The following is a 20340-nucleotide window of genomic DNA, read 5'->3' as shown; positions in this document are numbered from 1 at the left end:
AGCCATCGCTTTGATACGCGGCGCTCTCTCCCTCCGCCTAAAAACGGACCCGGCAGCTTGAAAAGGAGATCTGCCATGCGAATGCCAGACGACGACCTGCAAAAAGCGCTTGCCGAAATGCAGCGATTACTCCGCGAACCGCCGCCTGCCGAGCCCGCTGCTCCAAGTCCTAGCGCAAGCTCGCTGGAGCAGATCCGGAATTGGATCAAGGAAGCAGAGCTGCAACTTCGCGGCGGCCGCAGTCGGTAAAGGGCGGTGGTCAGACGCCGCGAGCCGCCGTCACCGGCACCTGCACCTGCGCCGCAAGCACGGCAAACGGACCGTGATGTCGGAGCGGATATGACACCCCCTAACACGCGTGCGCGCCCGCGCGCGAGCGCGCACGAGACTTCGAAGCCCATCAACAGGACCGGCAAGGGCTGGTTTCCGGTCGGCAACGCCGGCGGCCAATCGACCTATCGCCTAGAGGCCGCCACTCTCGCCGAGCAAGGTGCAACGTTATCCGAGATCGCCGCCGAACTGGGATGCTCCGATCGCACCTTGTCACGTTGGCGCCTCCAGTATGCTGAATTCCGTGAGGCCCTCGACCTCGGCCGGAAGAGACGGGCGGTTGTGCAGGCTGACGCCGTCTTAGCCCGCGAGATCGAAGCGCAGCGCCCAGTCCATGAGGCCGCATTGGCGCTTGAGGAGATGCTGAAGGAACTCGTTGCCCCTACTACAGCGGTTGATGACCCTGCCGAGCCCGCCAGAGGCCGCCAGCCGCTTTCCGGCACCCGAGAGCCTCCCGACCCCGCCAGTCGCCTTGCTGAGCGACGCGCCGAAAGGCGCCAACCGGTAGATGCGTGGCAAGGCGACGCGTACCAGGGTGGCGAGCCGGGCGATGGCGAGCCCGTCGAGCTCGACGACCCCCGCGCCGACTGGTGACCTTGCGCCCAAACGCACACCTGCGCCGTCCTAAGGCGCAAATAAGACTTAACTGAACGTAGAAAAACTAACAAAAACAGAGGAGTTACAGCGAAAACGTGATACTTTGTCCAATAATTGTACTATTAAAGGGGTCCGAAATGCCCGCAGCTGGTGCCCTGGCAGCCCGGCCTCAGCCGACAGTCACGAAGCCCGAGGCTCAATCTCGCGTAACCACGGGCGCTAGCTCTTCCTCGACCGGATCGACGGCAGATCCGTCCTTGCCCGCCGATACCGAGACGCGCTGGCTCAGCTGATCGCCGCGCTCGTGCGGCGCGCCCTAACGATTCATTCCCGTCTATCCAATCGAGAGTCTTCGCAATTCACCCGCTACATTGGGTCCGAACTGCAGATCATGCAGTCGGCTTTCGTTGAGGTCAGTAATCAGGGCGGCCATGTTCTGCCACCTGAGACGACGACCACCACCTGCTGCCCGCATGCCTCGACCGTCGACCAACTCGACCAGCTTGTCCTGGGCTTCGGGCGAGATGCCGAGTGCATTGCCGGTATAGACGAACTGAAGTCCGGTCAGCTTGCCGAAGTCCGCTATATGCCTGTCCGGTTCAAACTCCGGGAGAATCTCTGGAACCCCCTGAACAAGAGTGGAATTAAGGATTTCGACCTCGCTCCACATGGCCGTCCCGATCGTGTTGGTGACCTCTGAAATCCACGGGCTTGCGACACCGTGGAACGAAAGGATCAATTCTCTTTTGGCGCGGGTCATCGCGACATAGAGTTTACAAGAAGTGCGATACGCCTCCTCTTCAGGAGCATCGTGCGGAGGCAAAATTCCGTTACGGCACTGAAGAATGATCAGTGTGTCAAATTCGTAACCCTTCGTCTGCTCCAGATCGCAAAACACAAGACGATCCGAGCTGGGATCGTAGGCGCCGTCAAGCGCGGCGACGCCGCAACTCTTTGCGAATCCCTTTACGTCCCGGGCGGAAAAGCCTGCAAAAGCGACGCACACAGTCTTGGCGCCTTGCTCCAATCGTGACGCGGCATAGGTCCGTGCATAGGCTATTTCCTCTTCCAGTGTATCCGCGGCAAGCGCCATTGGAACGTCACCGCTGAAGTTCGCGAACTTTGGGTCCAGGATTTCCAGATCCTCACTATTGAACATTTCCTCGTAAAGATTGTTTCGCAGCACGTCATATGCTGCCGTAAGGATCTCTCGGCTATTCCTATAATTCTGTCGGATACGTTCCCGGGTGATGCTGGCGAGACCCGCATCGGTAAGGGATCGGTGCTTCGGCAAGATGGTTTGGGCGATATCGCCACACAGGAATACGTCGTTTGGTCCGGTTCTGACGAGTTGTCGAATAATGCGAAGCTCGGTGGTGCCGAAATCCTGAGCTTCGTCGACGAGGATGTTCGAGTAGAGGGGTGCAATTTTGTCCCGGTGCTTCGTCAATGCCGATGTCAGACCGAGATAGTCGATGACGCCGACATCGCGCATCTTCCTCTCCCAGCCGTCTAGTCCTTCCAGCAGACTCTGCCTGCGTTCGGGTAGTATCGGAAACCTGCGCCCCTTTCGCTCTAGATCTAAATATGTAGCGCGACCATCCGGTGCGACGGCACTTCTTATCCAGTCGAATTCCTCACGCAAATAGGCCTCGCCATTGACGTTGCGCGCAGTCATCGATCTGTGCAGCGGCATCAGTATTTTCGCGTCGTCATTGTTCGTCCACTGGCGGTAATACTCGCGGAATACCTCGTCGACATGTTCGCCGGACTTCCAAGTCACATCGCTGAAATGGCGGTCGTTCTGCGGTTCGAACATATGTAGAAGCCGCTGAGCCAATTGGAAAAATGACGTGACTTCAATCCTGCTCCTCACTAACGCGTCGGTGCAGGCGGCGTCGACGAGTTGTCCGAGCAGGCCGGCAAGGCTCCGGTTCAGTGTGAGCAACAAAATCTTCGCATCCGACGATTCCGCCAAGCGCATAGCACGGCGAACGGCAACGCAGGTCTTGCCGGAACCAGAAACGCCAGAGAGCTGGGAAACACCAGGGTAGTCGGCTTTTACGACCTTTTCCTGCTCGGGGTGAAGATAGAGAAACCACTCGTACCAGTTGGATCGTTTGTCAAACGCGGCCAGCCAGGCCTCGTATTCAGGAGACCCGATGCGCAACCGACGGATGTCCTCACCGTCGGCCACCTCGAGCATCTCGAATTCGCCGACATCGTCGAGGAGCCCTATCCGCCCCATACTGAGATCGACATGGGCCTGAGCGCCGTCATAGTTACCCGCGAGGAGTAGACTAAAGACGGCCCGCGCGAGTTCAGCCTTCTGCGCTTCGGGAATCTCGCCGACCAGGAATTCGAGCTCGACCGTGGTGGAGCGGGCGTCGAGCGCCTCAAGCTTCCGCGCCACGCTGCGCGGGAGACCGTCCAGCACGTGATCCATCGCTTCTGCGTCGAGGCGCTCGACGAGCGGCTTGTCGTGGTGGTCGGCGCGAAACTCACTCCCATGTGCGATCTGGAGGCCCGATCCCGGAACCAGTTTCGCTCTGCCGTCCTTAACGGCAAACTGCTGGCCACGGTGGGCATCGAGCCAATGGTCAGTGTCAGCGTGGTCTCCGACGAAAAGAAATCCGCAGGTCTTGTCCGTTTGCTGCGTTACAAGTCGCCAGCCATCACCGAGATCGTATTTAACGCAGTTGCGTATGCGGCTCTCGCCGTGGTTGGTGACGGAGACTCCAATGAATCGGAAAGGGTCTGGTTCTCCAAGGCTATTCAGAATTGCCTTGACCTTGATTGCCCTGTTCTTCCCTTGCCCGCCTGTTTGAATGGCGCGGTGTAAGGACTTATCGAACTCCTTCGTGATGAAATATGCGATTTGCCCGCCGCCGGGGCGGGCCTCGGCCTTGATGCCTGATGTGATGTTCACGTTTTCCCCGTTCCCTTCCTACGCCTGATCGACTGGCCCTCATCGGCGATGCTGCTTCTTCTCCGAAGAGTAGTCTTACCGCCAGAAATTCAGAGTCTGTAACGTCATGTTGAATACTGCTCGTTTGTAGGTCGGCCCGTTGCGATCCCAACTCTGAAAGGAAACGGTCAGAAGGAGCATCGCTCGTTCGGCCTAGCTATCGGTCGTGTTTTCGTTGGGGGCTGGTTCACCGCTCAAAATGATTGCTGCGAGACGCTCGATCGCTAGCATATCGAGGCCGGAACCCTGAATTTCTCGCGTTGTGATCAGGATGCGGTCCCCATTCCCCCGATCTTCAATCGTGCGGACACCGGCATCGAAGTATGCTTGGCGCTTGATTTCCCACCGTCGCGCATAGTCAGGATCGACTAGTAGGCCCAGATGCTCCCAATAATAGGTGATGCCTGCATCATCATCTTCGATCGTGAAATCTGGGTAGCGCGTCCTGTCACCAAGTTTGAGAGGCTGTTCATAGACGTAGGGTACGCCCATGGCGTTCAACTTTTCCGCAATCGCGAGTTCCGCCTTCGACCGAACGAGTTCATTGCGGCTGGTGCGATGAATGAGGCCCTGCTCAAGAAATACCGGTCCGCGCTCGGAAACCACTTCGATCGGCTCGGGATCGGTGAAGAGGTCTGTCATGCGTCGAGCGATTTCGGACGTAGAGGGGTGCGTGTAACGCTGGAGCGCGCCGATCTCATCTTCGTGCAGAAGGACGATGTGATCTTGCTGCCGAGTCAGCGCCGTATAGAGCATTTCGCGTGACAACGGACGACAGTTGCGCGGCAAGACGAGCAAGGTCCGACCGAACTGGCTCCCCTGCGTCTTGTGAACGGTCAGCGCATAGGCAAGTTCAAGCTCCGGCGAACCGTCATCGCCACGAAATTCCCAGGCGGGATAGGTAAATTTTACGCCCGTTTGGCTTTGGAACTCGACATCGATGTCGCGGGGCCGCCGCTTCATCGTCTTCGTCCTATAGCCTCCGACGATCACGCCTATATCGCCGTTGGCGACGTAGGCTTTGTCTTGAAGGGGATAGGTACGCCGGCGGCCGTTGTTCCGGACATTGATAACCTTGTCGCCCCAGAGGAGCGCTTGTGGCCCGGCGGGTTTTGGAATCTTCGTCCCCCATTGGGTGGATTCAGCCATGGCGCGGACGCGTGTTCGGAAGCGTTGTTGTATAGACAGATTTAGAGCGTCAACGCCAGCGAGCCCGGCCCGCACCGGGGACAGAACCTGCCAGTCATGTGACTTCGATGCAGCTCCATCTTTGCCGCGAACTTCGCGCGCGGACCAGAAATACATTTTGGGCGGCGTTCCAAATGGCGTGGCTCCGAGACTTGCCTCGAAGCCGGCTTCGTCTGTAGCGTCGGCCAGGGCGAGTTCCGTCACAAGTTCAGCGTTGAGTATGTCGCGGACAACGGCTGGACCGGACCAATGCACGGCCCGGACATGGTCAAGGCGACCTTCACGTAGCCGGTCCCAAACTTCGTCCGCTCCTGCGTCGAGCGGTTCGCCGCTGAACATCCGGGCTAGCATGACATCTCCACGGCCAACACCTCGCTGGCGGCCCATGATCGTGAGTTCAGCATAGCCGCGCGCAAGACGAGGAAAGATCGGCGGGAGTGCTGGCGGCGCCAGATATCGACAGATATCGACGAATGGTCGGCCAGCCCCGATTGGGGGCAATTGGCGGGGGTCGCCTACGAGGACAATCCGATCTACTCCCTCGACGGCGTCAAAAAGAGCCGCGAGTTGATCCTCTGTAAGCATTGAGGACTCATCTATGATGATCGTTCGATAGCTCTTCTCCCGAGGGGCTTCAGGGTTCCAAAAATACCGACCGCTATCCCCGTCGTAGCGTTTCAAGCGTTGGAGAAACTGTGCCAGCGTCTGCCCCTGGCCGAGTCTTTGGGTAGCTTCCTCCAGTCGAACTCGTGCCTTGCCGGTTGGGGCAAGGAGCAGCACGCTGGAACGGATTTCTGGCAGGTCGCAAAGGATCTTAAGTAGCGAGGTTTTACCTGATCCCGCCGGTCCAATCAGGACGGAAAACCTAGCGCATGCAATCTGCTCGAGCGCGGCGGTTTTCTCGACGCGCGCCAACACCTCATCCTCTGTGAGGGTTTTGTCCTTGGCGCCGGCTCTGTCGAATTCGGCATCCACCAGGTTGCGCCAAGGATGCGAAAGCTCATGCACACGGCCGGCCACGCGTTTGCGAACTGAAGCTGCAATCATCGCCTTCGCGGTTGCATAACGCTTGAGTTTGAAGGTCGATTCGCCCGCGATCGTCTTACCTGGAGAGACTACGGCATCGATAAAGCCCTGTCCCATTGCCAGGACATCTTCGTCGGCCGCGCATTTGGGCTCCAATGGTGCATCCAATGCTCGCCGAACAATCCAAGATCGCGGCAGGAGAGTATGCCCCTCGTTGGAGACAGCTTCCTCCAGTAGATCCACGACAAGCCCACGAACACGGCGGCGATCGATGGAGTCGGTCATCGCGGTCGGCGACGTCAAGGGTGCGGTGGCGCGCACTGCGTCGATGGGGAATACTCCACGGTCGAGTACCGAAAACGAAATGCGATCTGCGGCCGCTTCATCCCTTTCGAATAGCACGTAGGGGTTCGCCAGAATGTCGGCGTCGGAGACGTCCAATCCTGCCATCTTGCGATTGCTGGGTTGATAGGCGCGATCAGCTTGTTTGGGTGTCAACTCACAGCGCGCGATCAGATCGAAAAGCGATCGCCGGTCTTTCGGCAACTTGCGCCATTTCTCCCGAAAGCTCGCGCCGAAGCCAAAAGCCTCAGCTTCAGGAAACAGTTTTGGGTCTCCGACAAAGGCGTCAATGAAGGCCACCGCGTTGAAAACCTCGCCATCCCGCTCCCCAGCTCGAACGATCTCGTGGGCGAGCAGAGCTCCGTGTTCGAGGCCAAAGGCGGTGAGCGCGGATCCAAGCCCAGGGTGAACACCCCGGGCCTTCCAGAGACGACCGAGTTCTCGATCCAGCCAGGCAAGCTGCGTCCGCACTGGAATGCCGACATGTTCAGCTATGGCCTTGAGCGCCCTGACGCATGCCAGGAGGGAAGCGATTGCGCCATCGTGTGTGAGATGCTCCGAGCCGTATGAGAAGGACTCGAATTGATCGTCCGGCGCAAACGCGATGCAATCTTCAAGCGGAAGGCCGGAATTAGCCTGTGCGGCCACCAATACGTCCGTGTAAGGCATTAGGAAGCCGTCGGACTGATCCGGGCGAATAGAGTGGCGGACGTTACGTTCCCAAAGGACGCCCTTCAGATCGCCAGCGCGCTCGTAGACATAGTCGGTTGGTTGCCCGATTCCTTTCACGCGACCAACGCCGACGATTACGCGTCGAGAATTTTCCGAGAGCGGTGTCCGCTTGGCGTAGAAAAAGCACAGGGACGACTCAGGTTTAAGCGCGCCGAAGAATGTGTCCAGCATGATAAGCTGGTTGTGGCGGTCTTGGATCCAGCTTGTCTCAAAGGATAGGTCCGGTTCACGCGCGGGATCGTAGCCGAGTTTTAGCGCTTCGGCCTTTCCGACTTCGCCCGCCCGCTGATCGCCCTCGACCTGGCGGCGCAGCATCCAGCCGAACGGAATGCAAGCCGCGGCAAAGGCCTCTAGCCGCAGGGGGGTCTGTCCGAAGTGCCCGTGCGTGTCTGGGCTCGACAGCTTGTATGGGTGGGTCTTCTGAAGTGTAAGATCGTGCTCATCCATGAACCCACCACGCTCATTGACGCAAGGGGGAAGGTCGGAGCGATCAAGGCTTCCGAACGCGCGGCCAGCGAACTCGTCGCGGTTCTCTCGGATACCGCCGGCGATGCGTGCTAGCACGAGACATGAAGTGTTTGCCGATGGCAATTTACACACATGCCCATTCCAACCAGCGTCGTGCCAAGGCACCCTTATTGTGATGTGGCGTTGTGACAACGGCCGTGAACCCTGGATCATCATCCCCCCGTCGTGAAAGCTATTATTGCTCTTTGCTTTATTCTCTGTTCACCTCAAAGATCTCGTCGTCAAGGCCCTTGTCGATGACACCGATTTCCTCGTCGAGATCTGTCCTTTATCGGATTTAGAATGTCGATAGCGGGCGACATGCTCTACGTTATCGGTGAAGGCCGGGCAAACGCGCGTCCTTGCCGATCCCCTCGACTGTGATCCTGGCAATGGACTCGGCGGCGGCGGTCGCCCGCATCGGTGCACCGGCATCGAGAACCTGCCTGCCGAGTTTTATGGCATCCCGAAATGAGGACATCGCTGCGGTCTGTAACAGGAAAAGTGCGCCAAGAACTGACCTTCAACAGTAGAGAGCAAGACGAGATCGTCTACTCGACTCTTAGATTGTGAACCTATAGCTTCAGGGAAGGAATCGGGGCAGACTTGGAAGAACACGACAACATCGCACGCGATTTGTTTGGGGAGCCTGTGCCTGTGTCGGCACCCAGACGCAGGAAGAAGGCTGGGATTCCTTATCGTTCGTCGGCGAGCACTGCCGAGGCTACCAACGATCCCGGTTCCCCAGAAGTACGATTGCAGTTCCCTGCCGTTTTCTCGATCGATGGGTCGGTCGCAAAGAATCCGATACGCCAGTTCGCCAAGCGAACCGGAAAGTATGCGGGAACGCTCGAACCGGTTACATTCAAGCGATTGGCGGGTTTTCGCTTCCGGTTGATGTCAGGCGAAAGCGTTCTGATTGTCTCAAAGAAGACACTCACTGCTGTCAATGGTGAGCCGGTTCTTTTGGTTCCAGGTGCCGAGACAGCCGAAGCGATCAAGGATGGGTTAGAGAAGCGGCTCGGCGTCTGGTTGTCACCCAAGCCAAAGAAGCCCGCCACGCTCTCCAAGGAACAAGCGTGCGCCGGCTGCGGTCGAGTCATGGACTCTTGGCGCGACCAATTCAGCTTTCGGGAGGGAGCACCTACCACAGATACGACCCCGGAGGTCTTTGGTCTGCGAAAGCCGCAGGTAGGAGCGCTCCACGCGGCGCTCGCTCACATTACAAGTTCAGTCGAACCGGCAACAATTGTGATGCCCACCGGCACGGGCAAAACAGAGACGATGCTCGCCATCTATGCGCACGAGCGTTTCGAACGCATAATAGTGGTGGTGCCGACCGACGCGTTGCGCGAACAAATCGCTGGCAAGTTCGAAACGATGGGCGTTTTGCAGGATCAGCTCTGCCTTCCGTGGCACATCGAATACCCCGTAGTGCTCCGGCTAGAGCACATCCCAAAGTCAGGAAACGACGTGGATGAGCTGTTCGCCCGAGCGAACGTGATCGTGACAACCATGGCCATCGCCGGCCGAGCGATACCCGAAGTGCAAGAACGCATGGCCCAGATGTGCGGAGCGCTCTTCATAGATGAGGCGCATCACATCAAAGCAAGGACCTGGAGGGCGTTTCGCGCGTGGTTCGCTGAAGCCGCGATTGGGAAGCTGATCTTCCAGTTTACCGCGACCCCCTTCCGCGAGGATGGCGGTAAGGTTGACGGTAAGTTTATCTACTACTACCCGTTGCTCAAAGCTCAGAAGGAAGACTACTTCGGAAAGATCGCGTTTCGGGCCGTCAGCGATCTGGATGGCGAAGAGGCTGACGACGAGATCATTCGGCTCGTTGGCGAGACGTTGGATCGAGACATTGCAGCCGGTCTTTGCCACTTGGCGATGGTTCGCTGCAAGACAATCGCCCGGGCGCGGCATCTTCACTCGCGATATACCCGCGAACTTGGAAGGTATAGACCGGTCATCGCGCACAGCGATCAGAGCGATACGGAACGGCGGCAGAACCTAGCGAAGCTGCGCCAGTTTGAGAGCCGTATTGTCATTTGTGTCGACATGCTTGGCGAAGGTTTTGATCTGCCCGAGTTGAAAATAGCGGGCATTCATGACGTGTTTGCCAGCGTGGCCGTGACGCTCCAATTTGTCGGGCGTTTTGCCCGCGCCAGAACCGATCTTGGCATTGCAACGGTCATTGCCAACACTGATCAAGACCGCGTGGATCGGGCGCTGGCCAAACTCTACGCCGAGGAAGCGGACTGGAACGCCCTAATCTCGGCCATTAACGCTGACCGCGTCGGACGCGAAATGGGCCGTGCCGAGGTTTTTGCTGGATTTACCGGAGAACTTCGGGAGATACCTCTTCAGACTATCGAACCGACAATGAGCACCCTCGTCTTTCGGGCGAAGGGCTGCGAGCAGTGGGACCCACATAAGATCGAGGATACCGTCCCGCACGGATCTTTCGTCGGCATAAAGCTCAATCAAAAGGAACGCATCGCCGTCTGCATTCTTCGGCATGAGCAGATTGCGAAGTGGACGACGTCAGCCACGGCAACTGACGTATCCTGGGAATTGATCCTCGCACACTGGGACGATCAAAATGGGCTGCTTTACATTAGCAGCACGGACGGATCAGCAACCGACTCACTAGCGCAGGCGATCTGTGGTGATCAAACGACGCGCATTCGGGGGCAAACAGTCTTCCGCTGCTTTCATGAGTTTAATCAACTCGTCATCCGCAATCTGGGCATGACCCATCGGCAGGGTGGCGGGACGCGTTACTCGATGCTCATGGGTATCGATGTCAGCGATGGCATAGATAGCCTAATGAAGTCCGAGCGTATCCAGAACAACATCTTCGGATCGGGCTTCGAAGACGGCGAGCCACGAACACTTGGATGCTCGATCAAGGGCAAGTTCTGGTCACAGCCCCGTGTGCATGACCTGACCGATTGGACTGAATGGTGTCATCGGATCGGGGCGCTGCTGGACAATGACAACATCCCGGAGTCGGCGGCCTTCGCCTCGGCGATGCGCCCAAAGTCAATAACCGTGCGGCCCGATGCGCATCCACTGGTCATCCATTGGCCCATGAGCCTCCTGCTGTCGTTTGAGGAGCGGATTGAAATCGCCTTTGACGGCGATTCCTATCCATTTGCCGAGTGCGATCTTGTTCTCGCGAACAACAATCGGACTGGGCCGCTGAGGTTTGGAGTTCGTGCGGGCAATAAGCATGCCGAGTTCGAAATCGGGTTCACGGCTACTGACGCGACCTATACGCAGATAAGAGGGCCAGCGTGTAGGATTAAGACCCGGCGACACGATCTGCCGATGGCAGAGTTCTTTGCTGACGACGCTCCGCAAATTGATTTTGGCGATGGATCATTCCTGATCTACTCGCATCACTATGTACAGCCGAAGGAACTCGATCTCGCCCCTATTCTTGATAGCGTCCTGGTCACCTGGGACTGGGCAGGCACTAACCCGCGCATTGAATCTCAAGGGCCGGAACGGCGCCCTGACTCCGTTCAGTACCGAGTGATCCAAGAGTTGAAGAAGAGCGACTACGACATCATTTTTGACGACGATGGCACTGGCGAGTTTGCGGATGTCATTGCTATCAAGGTGCGAGAGACGGTCGTCGACGTGCTCATGTGCCACTGCAAGTTTGCCGGAACCGATACTGGGGCTGCGCGCTTAGACGACCTCTATGAAGTTTCAGGCCAAGCTCTAAAGTCAGTTCAGTTCTGTCATAAGCCCAAGCGGTTCATCCGCAATATGGTCAATCGTGAAAGACGCCGGTTGGATCGGGGTGAGTCGACCCGTTTCGATCGTGGAACTCTCGGCACCTTGCGACAGCTATATTCGCGCTGGGACCAGTATCGTTTCGAGTACAAAGTTTGGATCGTTCAGCCGGGCTTGTCGAAGAAGGCAGCGAGTCAGCCAATCCTTCAATTATTGGGGTTCGTCGAAAAGGCGTTGATCGATCATCGGCGCATTCCGTTGACAGCAATTGTACGTGAGTGACAGCACACTGGAACAAGGATGATGTGTGCATCGTCCAGGGGCGAACGCTGAGTGTGGAGGTTTGCTGAGCACGAAGACTGCAAGCGTCGCGATGGTGATACAAGGGATGCCATGCTCTGCGGGTTCACCCGTGTTTTCTGAATTGCCTTACGGCCTCGACTGGCCCTGCCTTCCAAGAAAAGCAGTTCTGCCGGTGCCGAAGCTTCCTTGCGCTTGCGTGGGGTGAGCATGTAAGCAGAGTTGCGATTTGGGGGGCTGGGCGCAATGGGTATCACTTGGATCTACGAGGATAGCCAAGAAGCCGTATATTCCAACACGGAACATGTTCCCCCTCCTGGGGGGTGGGCGACTGTCCATTTCACCTGCCCATTCTGCGATGAATCCTTTCCCGACTTCCCCGCGATGCAACGGCACGCATCGAGCGAACACCGATTGCAACGGCCAGTTCTCATGTGGAACGGATATGAGGTTGGTGCGGATCGGAGGATCGTTTCGCAAGGCTCGTTCGCTGTCGCTAACTGCATGAACGTCTTGGTTTCGGTTGATGGCGCCCGCGAGCAGCCGATCACGATTGACAAACTTCTGGCATTCCTCAAATCGGCGACCAATGCCCTTGTCAGGATTCGGCTTGAAAACCGACCCGACAAACGAATGACCACTGCCGTATCGGCCTATCGTCTCGAATTCCGCATCGCAGATCAAGTTTCGCTTGCCAGGGTCGAGGAGGCCTTTCGCCAGCACATCATGCATTCGACGCCGACACCGGATGCAATACGGATTTTCCTTGAGGACCCACGTTGCCTTGGAGTCGCCGGCGAATATGCTTCAGGCCTCTATGCCTATGTCCATGCGCTTCTCCTGAAGGAAAAGGTCGGCGACGGTGGCCTTATGTCTGACTATGCCATGCATTCCGAACGCTTCGGAGAGGCCCTACAGAAACTCGAGGATTTAGATCGGAAGCTCGCACGTTTGGTGTGCACGATCGTGCGCCTAATGCGCAACGACATCTCCGGCGAGGGCAGTGCCGCTCCCGGTAACATCGGGATCGCGCACAAAATGCTGTGCGGGCCAGCTGCACTAGGATCGTCGAAGCGTCACAACAGTTCAGTGCAGGACGAGCGCTTGTGTCCTGTCGATCATGGCACGAGCCGGGTGATAGCGCTGGCCAGCAGACTGGCGGAAGCTGATCGCTGGAGTAATCTGCTCGAAGAGGAATGCCGGTCAGCTGCGACCAGCGATAGCCTTTCCGTCGACGACCATCGGAAAGTCTTCGCATATTGGGCAGTAACGGCAATGCGCCTTGGTGATCGAGAAGCTGCACTCTATCCACTTCAACAGATAGCCAGCATATATCCCTTCGAGCAGTGGGCCGATGCCGCACTCGCAAAATACGGACGGGAACTCGGATGAACAGAGATCGAACCGGACCGGGCCCCGACGATGGTCCGTGGAACAGATCGAATGAGGGCGAGCATCGAAAGGCGCATGCACGTCCCCAGGCGACGATCGAAAATGCTGACTCTAGCGACACCAAGCCCGCGGTTCTGGACCAGCGCGACCTGCTCACTCGTGCCGAGTCGAAGTACCTGGGAGCAGCGGACGAATCGCCTTCTCGTAAGACAGATCTTTCGGACATGTCGGTCGTGGAAGACGAGCATCCTGCCGCCGCAACACCAAAGGTCCCAGGCAGCGAGGAAAATGCTGAAAAGGCAGTCGAGCCGACGTTGGAAGCCTATTTCGGACCGGATGTCGTTCAGGTATCGGCTTTTGTCAAAACGCTGAAGAATGCGAAGATCCGCAAGTTCGGTGCGGCCGATACCTCGGCCGCAGAAGATCTGGTCGCCGAGAATGACAAGGACGGCTCGATGCTTTGGCAACTTGTCGCCCATGCATCGAGCTTGCATCCAGTTTCCATATGGGTCTGGCCGTTCATCCAGAACCGGGTCAACAGACTAGTCGGCGCTCAGATTGATATAAGCGAGCAATCGCCCACTCAGATTATCTGCAATGTCGTCACGGCCATATCTGGTCCGCTTAACGGGGACGATCGACAGGGAGCGAGGCGCGCGGAGAACGATCTCCGCCTCGCCATTGCTTGGTTGCTCGAGCGTCGCAACGCTGATGTGACGGACATTGCCGAGCCGATCTCCCACCTCTTCATCAACACCGAAGGCGAGGTGGAAGGACGCGTCCGCAAAGCGATGGCAGTTGGCAGCAAGGTGGAACTCCAGGCTACCATCGCTGCCCTCTTCCTTGCCGGCGACCAGATAAGAAATGCAAAGCGCGAGCGCGATCTCGAGCGGCGAGAGCGGTTCGACCTGAAGGTTGCATTGGATTCGCTGCGCGAAGAGACAGCCAGCCGTGGCGAGTCGATCCGCCGCTTGGAAGGTGAGAAGGCCAAACTAGAACGACAACTCGACGAAGAGCGGAGAAGGGCCGACGGCGATAGGCGGCATCATGCCCATTCTTCGTCTCAAACGCGAGCGGATTTCAGCACGTCCGTGCAACGGGTGAAGGGACTCGTCGAGGAAGCAGGTGAGGCGGTCCAGATCGCCATGAAACGAGCCGACGAAGGAAGCCTGCGAGGACTCCAGGCCGCCGAGAGGCGTATTACGTCAGCAGTTGATGCAATATCGGAGATCGGCAAATGAGCGGACAGATATTCGGGATCGATTTCGGAACGACGAACAGTTTAGTGACACTTATTGACGAGCAGGGGCGCCCGATCCCCCTCGTCGAGATAGAGACCAACCGGCCGCATCCATCGGTCCTCTGGTACCGCGGGAGCGAAATCGTCGTCGGCCGCAAGGCTCGCCGCCACCTCGACATCACCTCCGACGGAGCTCCCCCGGGGTTCGTCCGCTCGCCGAAAATGGCGTTGCGCCAGGATAGCGCGATCCAGGTCGACGGGCGCATTATCGACCCGTCCGACGCGGTCTCGGAGGTTCTGAAACATCTGGTCGCCGACGCCGCTAAGCCTCGCGACGGGCGCGTAGGAGAGCATGTCGCTAGAGCTGTAATGACGGTTCCTGTCAATTTCGGCGGTCCGCAGCGGAGGGCCCTGCGCAGGGCGGCAGCGAAGGCCGGAATCGGCGTCGTCCAGTTCGTTCACGAGCCGGTGGCTGCGCTCTACGCATATCTACGATCCCAAGAAAATGTAGATCGCGAAATAGCGCGTTACGAAGAGCGCACGATGCTGGTTTTCGACTGGGGCGGTGGCACCCTCGATCTCACCCTTTGCCGGATTCAAGGAGGCATGATTCGGCAGATCGACAGCCTCGGAGACAACGACGTCGGCGGCGACCGCTTCGACGAGCGCCTGCGCAACCTCGTCCGCGAGAAACACGCAAAATCCTGTAAGCTGCCCGATGTCGTCGCCCTTGAGCGACCGGGCATGGCGGCTCGGCTTCTCAATCAGTGCGAAAACGCGAAGATCGATCTCTCCGATCCTGACAAGGATCGCACCGACTTCATTATCAACGGCTATTTGCAGACCGACGACCAATCCGCGGATCTTCTAGAGGTCGTCACTCGCGAGGAACTAGATACCATTACGCGGGATATCGTCCTGCAGGGCCTTGGCAGCATAGACGAAATTCTTGAGAGGTCGGGCCTACAGGCAAGGGATGTTGAGTTCTGTCTCGCCACGGGCGGGATGGTGAACATGCCGGCGATCCGCAATGCTCTCGCAGAGAAATTCCCAGGGAGATACCGGGCGCCTGCGAACGGCGACAGGATCATCTCGGAAGGTGCCGCATGGATCGCGGCGGATGGCCTTCGGCTCTGCCTCTCGAAGCCGATCGAAATCCTCAGCGCAGATAGTACTGGGCGCGGAACCTATCAGACTCTTGTATCGGAAGGGACAGTCCTGCCGATTGAGAACGCTAACCATGCAGTGATGAATTCTCGACTCTATTGCGTGGACCCGAGGGAAGGAGTCGCCTGCATCGAATTCGCAAAGCCGAGACGCCCAGGCAAGCCACGTCCCTCAGACAAGCGAACAACACTTCAGACGCTTACGGTTTCGGTCGATCCGACCGCGCGTCCTCTCATCGAACGCATCATCTGCGATCTTGTTATCGACCATGACTACGTTGCAACCGCCACCCTTCGATCGACGGCTAGGGGCGATGTTCGCGATGTCGAGTTCCACGATCTCGACTTCGCACTTGCTCTGCCCCGCCATGTCAGCGATCCCGTCAAGCGAAAGGATGGCCCAATAAAGAAGCGTCCTTCTCAGCCAGTAGACGGCCCCTTTTTGCGTGCGGCCGGTTCGATAAATCTCACTCAGCGTCCAAACGTCGTTTTCGCACCAGGCGCCGATGATCGTGTCGATCCTTTTTGGCGGTTCGTGCCGGGAGACATCGTTGGCAGCTACCAGTCAGGCTACTTCGATGTCCGCAGTACACAGGCCACCGAACGGCAGCACGAAGAGAGAGATTTCTATCAGCCCTGCGCTTCGTGCCGACGGCTGCTGACGGAGATCAGAGCAGTTGGCCCAGTCGAGACCTGTCGGGGGAGGCGGTGCGGAATATCGCTACCTCCGTTGGCAGAGCCCATGATCGGTCCTTTCCCTCAGAGTCTCTAACAACGACAGGTGCTTTTGCCGTCAAGGTGGGGTTCGAGACGGCCAAAGCTCGTGCATCAATCTTGCCTGCCCTTGGATGTCAAGGCTTCGACGATCGCTGTTGCTCGAATGAGAGCTGTCCGCGCGGCCGAGAGTTCAATCGTCAATTCGAGTCCTTCCTGATCGGCTAGCTGCATGATTGTCTTCATTACCGCCGTCGAATTCCTGGCCAATAGAATGAGGTGCAAACCACCTGGGCCATGATCTCCGTTCAACCAATGCCTCGCGCTACGGTCACTGGCACCCGTCCAAAACATCACCGTTTTCGTCGCTAGACGGCTTGTGCCGACCTCGGATGCCAAGGCTTTGGCGATAGCTGCTGCATATGCCGCTTCGGTTGCGCGAATGGATCCTTCTGGAAATTTATTGCCGCTTTTCGGAAACATATTTCCGGCTCCTTGAGCTAAAATCGTTTCGCAGCTTCCTGCTTGTTCCGCACGTGGCCCGAGATGGTAATCAATTGGAACCAGACGGGCGGGAGCGAAGCCCGGCACGCGCGTTCCAGGATTCGAGCCGCCCAATACGTTCGCATGTCGACCGAGCACCAGAAGTACTCGACCGACAACCAGGCGTCGGTGATACAACGGTATGCAGAGGAGCGCGGCTTCGAAATCGTCCGAACTTACGCGGACGAGGGCAAAAGCGGCCTACGTCTTGTCGGAAGGGATGCCTTGCAGGCCCTTCTGGACGACACCGAAAGCGGCCGCTCGGACTACGCAGCAATTCTTGTCTACGATGTCAGCCGATGGGGACGCTTTCAGGATCCCGACGAAGCGGCCGCGATTGAGCTTAGATGCAAGCACGCCGGGATTCGCGTTCACTACTGCGCCGAGCAGTTCGAGAACGACGGCAGCATCGGCTCTTCCATTGTAAAAACAGTCAAGCGGGCGATGGCCGGCGAATACAGCCGTGAACTCTCCGTGAAAGTTTTCGCCGGCCAGGCTCATCTGATTCGCCTTGGATTTCGGCAGGGCGGCGCCGCCGGATACGGATTACGTCGGGTTCTTGTCGATCAGAACCAAAATCCGAAAGCCGAACTCGAACGAGGCGAACAAAAGAGCATCGCGACCGATCGGGTCATCCTTGTCCCTGGGCCAAAACATGAGGTCGACACCGTACGAGAGGTCTATCGGAAGTTCATAACCGAGAACCGCACCGAGCGAGAAATCGCCGAGATTTTGAACGCCCGTGGAATCCTGTCAGACCTCGAACGGCCTTGGACGAGGGGAACGGTGCATCAGCTCCTGATCAATGAAAAATACATCGGGAACAACGTGTGGGCACGTACGTCCTTCAAACTCAAGCAGTCGCATGTCCGAAATCCTGAGGACGCCTGGGTACGAGCCGACGAGGTGTTCGACGCGATCGTCGACAAGAATTCCTTCATCAGGGCACAAGCCATCATCGGAGCAAGGTCGGATCGTCTGTCGGACGAGAGCATGCTGAACCTCCTCGGCGCAATTCTGGCGAAGAACGGTCACCTCTCTGGCATCATCATCGACGAGGCAGAGGACTGCCCCTCGAGCAGCTCGTACACGTCCCGCTTTGGCAGTCTGCTGCGCGCCTATGCTCTCGTCGGGTTCGTTCCCGATCACGACTATCGATATCTGGAGATAAATCGCGCCCTTCGAAGGATGCACCCTCACGTGATGGCGGAGGTGATGGAGAGAATCAGGGCAGCTGGGGGAACTATCGAACAGGATTTGTCAACGGACATGCTGACGGTGAATCACGAGTTCACCGCATGCATTGTGATCGTCAGATGCTTCCATACCGGGGCAGGTTTGCTTCGCTGGAAGCTTCGTTTGGATACGGAGCTGAACCCAGATTTGACGATCGCAATACGTATGGATTCAAAAAACGCGGAGCCGCGAGACTACTATCTGCTTCCCCGTTTGGACATGCATACGGCCGTCTTGCGTCTTTGCGAGCACAACGGGTTATCTCTCGATGCATACCGATTCGAGACGCTGAATACTTTTTATGAGATGTCCGCACGAACCCTGATAGAGGAGGCCGCATAATGTCCGCGACGCCGGCGCAGCGGGTTGAAATGATCCCCATAGAAAAGATCACGATCGTCAATCCCAGAATACGCAACAAGCGAAACTTCAGTGATATCGTCGATAACATCTCCGAAATTGGTCTGAAACGTCCGATAACAGTTGCCCGTCGCGCCGAGGCGGGAGGACCATATTACGATCTGGTTTGCGGACAGGGCAGGCTGGAGGCTTACAAGGCGCTTGGCCAACATGAGGTCCCCGCTCTTGTCGTAGCAGCCGATCCAGAGGACTGTCTCGTGGCCAGTCTGGTCGAGAACTGCGCACGCAGAAAACACCACGCGATCGATCTTCTCAACGACATCGGCCGCATGAAACAGCGTGGGCATAGCATTGCCGACATCGCCAGGAAGACAGGACTCACGGCGGAATACATCCATGCGGTGGTTAGGCTTCTTGAAACCGGCGAGCAGCGCCTTCTGCGAGCGGTGGAATCCGGTCACATTCCGTTCAGCGTCGCGCTCGACATAGCGGAGGCGGACGACCAGGATGTCCAGGCTGCACTTCAGAACGCTTACGAGAAGAACCTGCTTCGCGGAAGAAAGCTCCATGCCGCGAAACGGCTTGTTGAGCAGCGACGAGTTCAGGGCAAGCGGCTGAAGAACCACCCGCATTTGAAGCCGAGGAGACTGTCGACGGAGGCCCTTGTCCGCGCTTACCAACAAGATACGGATCGGAAGCGGATGCTGATCAGGCGCGCGCAGGCAGCGAGGAACCGCCTCATCTTTATCGCTGAAGCCATGCGCAGGCTGCTGCACGACGATGAATTCCGGGACCTGCTCTCCAAGGAAGGGCTGACGACCTTGCCCAAGAATTTGGCGCAGCGTCTTGATCGCCTGGAGGCATCCAATCCATGAGTACGGCCGGCAAAACAGCTCTCGTCAAAATAGCGTTTGAGACCGCGAGCCTCCGTATTTCGATCGATGAGATATTGCCGCTCCGGCAACTCACGCCTTCGGTAATAAAATCGGTGAAGTATGCCCAGATCGCCGCTTCCATCGCCGAGGTAGGCATCATCGAACCTCCCGTCGTGGTCAGGGATAGCACCGACAGAACCCGCTTCCACCTGCTTGATGGCCATATTCGGATCGACATCCTGCGGGGGCGTGGCGAGACCGAAGTCGTGTGCCTGGTGGCCACCGAAGATGAGGCGTTCACCTACAACAAGCGTATCAGCCGGATCGCCATCATCCAGGAACACAAGATGATCCTAAAGGCGATCGAGAAGGGCGTGTCGGAAGAGCGGCTCGCACGGGCTTTGAACGTCAACATAAACAGCATCCGCCACAAACGCAGCCTGCTGGAGGGTATCTGTCCGGAAGTCGTTGAACTGCTTAAGGACAGGCATGTGCCGATCCACACGTTCGGAGAATTGAAGAGACTGAAATCGATCAGGCAGATCGAAGCTGCCGAACTGATGATCGCGATGAACAAATACTCCATCAGCTATGCGAAATCCCTGGTGGCTGCGACACCTGACAGCCAGCTCGTTCGAGACGTCAAAACCGTGAAGGGTCTAAGCCAGCAACAGATCGAATTGATGGAGGGCGAGTCATCCACGCTCGACCGTGAATTCAAGGCGATTGAACAGGATTACGGAAGCGATCACCTGGATGTCGTCCTCGCGACAGGGTATGTGGCCCGCCTGCTCGAAAACGCTCGTATTGTGCGGCATATGGCGCAACACCATCCAGACCTGCTTGCTGAGTTCCAGAAGATAACAGAACTTCAGAAGGCGGCATAACGGGGGACCGGACCCATCGAAAGCGGGGATCGCAGGAGACGCTACACTCTCGGACAGACTGGCGGCGCGGGGATAACGGCGAACCCGTTCGGCGCCCACAAGGTTGGCTGTCATATGTCCAGCCAGCGCAGCTTCAACGGCGATGGCAGCGGATTCGAAAATCAAATCCAACGTCCGATTACAGCCT

Annotated in this window: 11 protein-coding genes; 8 read left to right on the top strand and 3 right to left on the bottom strand. The window is 57.6% G+C overall.

Translation table 11 applies throughout. From position 1 onward, the window contains the following. Positions 1 to 339 precede the first annotated feature (339 nt). Positions 340 to 924, top strand: coding sequence for a helix-turn-helix domain-containing protein (locus NKI88_RS04355; protein WP_352653899.1), 585 nt, complete (start codon positions 340 to 342; stop codon positions 922 to 924). Between the two features lie 337 nt (positions 925 to 1261). Here the strand turns inward: NKI88_RS04355 and NKI88_RS04350 are convergent, their stop codons facing one another. Further along, the gene (locus NKI88_RS04350; RefSeq protein WP_352653897.1) at positions 1262 to 3856 is read right to left on the bottom strand and encodes a UvrD-helicase domain-containing protein; all 2595 of its coding nucleotides are present in this window, start codon (positions 3854 to 3856) and stop codon (positions 1262 to 1264) included. Positions 3857 to 4048: 192 nt separating this feature from the next. Next, the gene (locus NKI88_RS04345; RefSeq protein ID WP_352653896.1) at positions 4049 to 7630 is read right to left on the bottom strand and encodes an ATP-dependent DNA helicase; all 3582 of its coding nucleotides are present in this window, start codon (positions 7628 to 7630) and stop codon (positions 4049 to 4051) included. A 666-nt stretch (positions 7631 to 8296) separates the two neighbouring features. On the opposite strand from NKI88_RS04345, the gene NKI88_RS04340 reads away from it, so the two are divergent. From NKI88_RS04340 to NKI88_RS04325, 4 genes are all read left to right on the top strand, one after another. Beyond that, positions 8297 to 11722, top strand: a complete 3426-nt coding sequence (locus tag NKI88_RS04340; RefSeq protein WP_352653894.1) for a DEAD/DEAH box helicase — start codon at positions 8297 to 8299, stop codon at positions 11720 to 11722. Positions 11723 to 12244: 522 nt separating this feature from the next. Beyond that, positions 12245 to 13132, top strand: coding sequence for a hypothetical protein (locus NKI88_RS04335; protein WP_352653892.1), 888 nt, complete (start codon positions 12245 to 12247; stop codon positions 13130 to 13132). Then, the gene (locus NKI88_RS04330; RefSeq protein WP_352653890.1) at positions 13129 to 14373 is read left to right on the top strand and encodes a hypothetical protein; all 1245 of its coding nucleotides are present in this window, start codon (positions 13129 to 13131) and stop codon (positions 14371 to 14373) included. Before NKI88_RS04335 ends, NKI88_RS04330 begins: the two co-directional genes overlap by 4 nt. Next, positions 14370 to 16310, top strand: a complete 1941-nt coding sequence (locus NKI88_RS04325; RefSeq protein WP_352653888.1) for an Hsp70 family protein — start codon at positions 14370 to 14372, stop codon at positions 16308 to 16310. Before NKI88_RS04330 ends, NKI88_RS04325 begins: the two co-directional genes overlap by 4 nt. A gap of 56 nt (positions 16311 to 16366) precedes the next feature. On the opposite strand, the gene NKI88_RS04320 is transcribed toward NKI88_RS04325, so the two are convergent. Then, a complete protein-coding gene (locus NKI88_RS04320; protein ID WP_352654084.1) occupies positions 16367 to 16843 on the bottom strand; it encodes a hypothetical protein in 477 nt (158 codons plus the stop codon). Between NKI88_RS04320 and NKI88_RS04315 the strand changes: the two genes are divergently transcribed. The 3 genes from NKI88_RS04315 to NKI88_RS04305 are packed head-to-tail and all read left to right on the top strand — an operon-like array spanning position 16799 to position 20153. Further along, entirely contained in the window at positions 16799 to 18373 is a 1575-nt protein-coding gene (locus NKI88_RS04315) for a recombinase family protein (RefSeq protein ID WP_352653886.1), read from the top strand. The two genes, NKI88_RS04320 and NKI88_RS04315, sit on opposite strands and share 45 nt — an antisense overlap. Continuing rightward, entirely contained in the window at positions 18373 to 19266 is an 894-nt protein-coding gene (locus NKI88_RS04310) for a plasmid partitioning protein RepB C-terminal domain-containing protein (protein WP_352653884.1), read from the top strand. The genes NKI88_RS04315 and NKI88_RS04310 overlap by 1 nt, the downstream gene beginning before the upstream one ends. Then, positions 19263 to 20153, top strand: a complete 891-nt coding sequence (locus NKI88_RS04305; protein WP_352653882.1) for a plasmid partitioning protein RepB C-terminal domain-containing protein — start codon at positions 19263 to 19265, stop codon at positions 20151 to 20153. Before NKI88_RS04310 ends, NKI88_RS04305 begins: the two co-directional genes overlap by 4 nt. Positions 20154 to 20340: the final 187 nt, after the last annotated feature.

Source organism: Mesorhizobium sp. M0317 (genome assembly GCF_040321555.1).
Lineage (GTDB): Bacteria > Pseudomonadota > Alphaproteobacteria > Rhizobiales > Rhizobiaceae > Mesorhizobium.
This window is presented reverse-complemented; position numbering and strand designations above follow the sequence as displayed.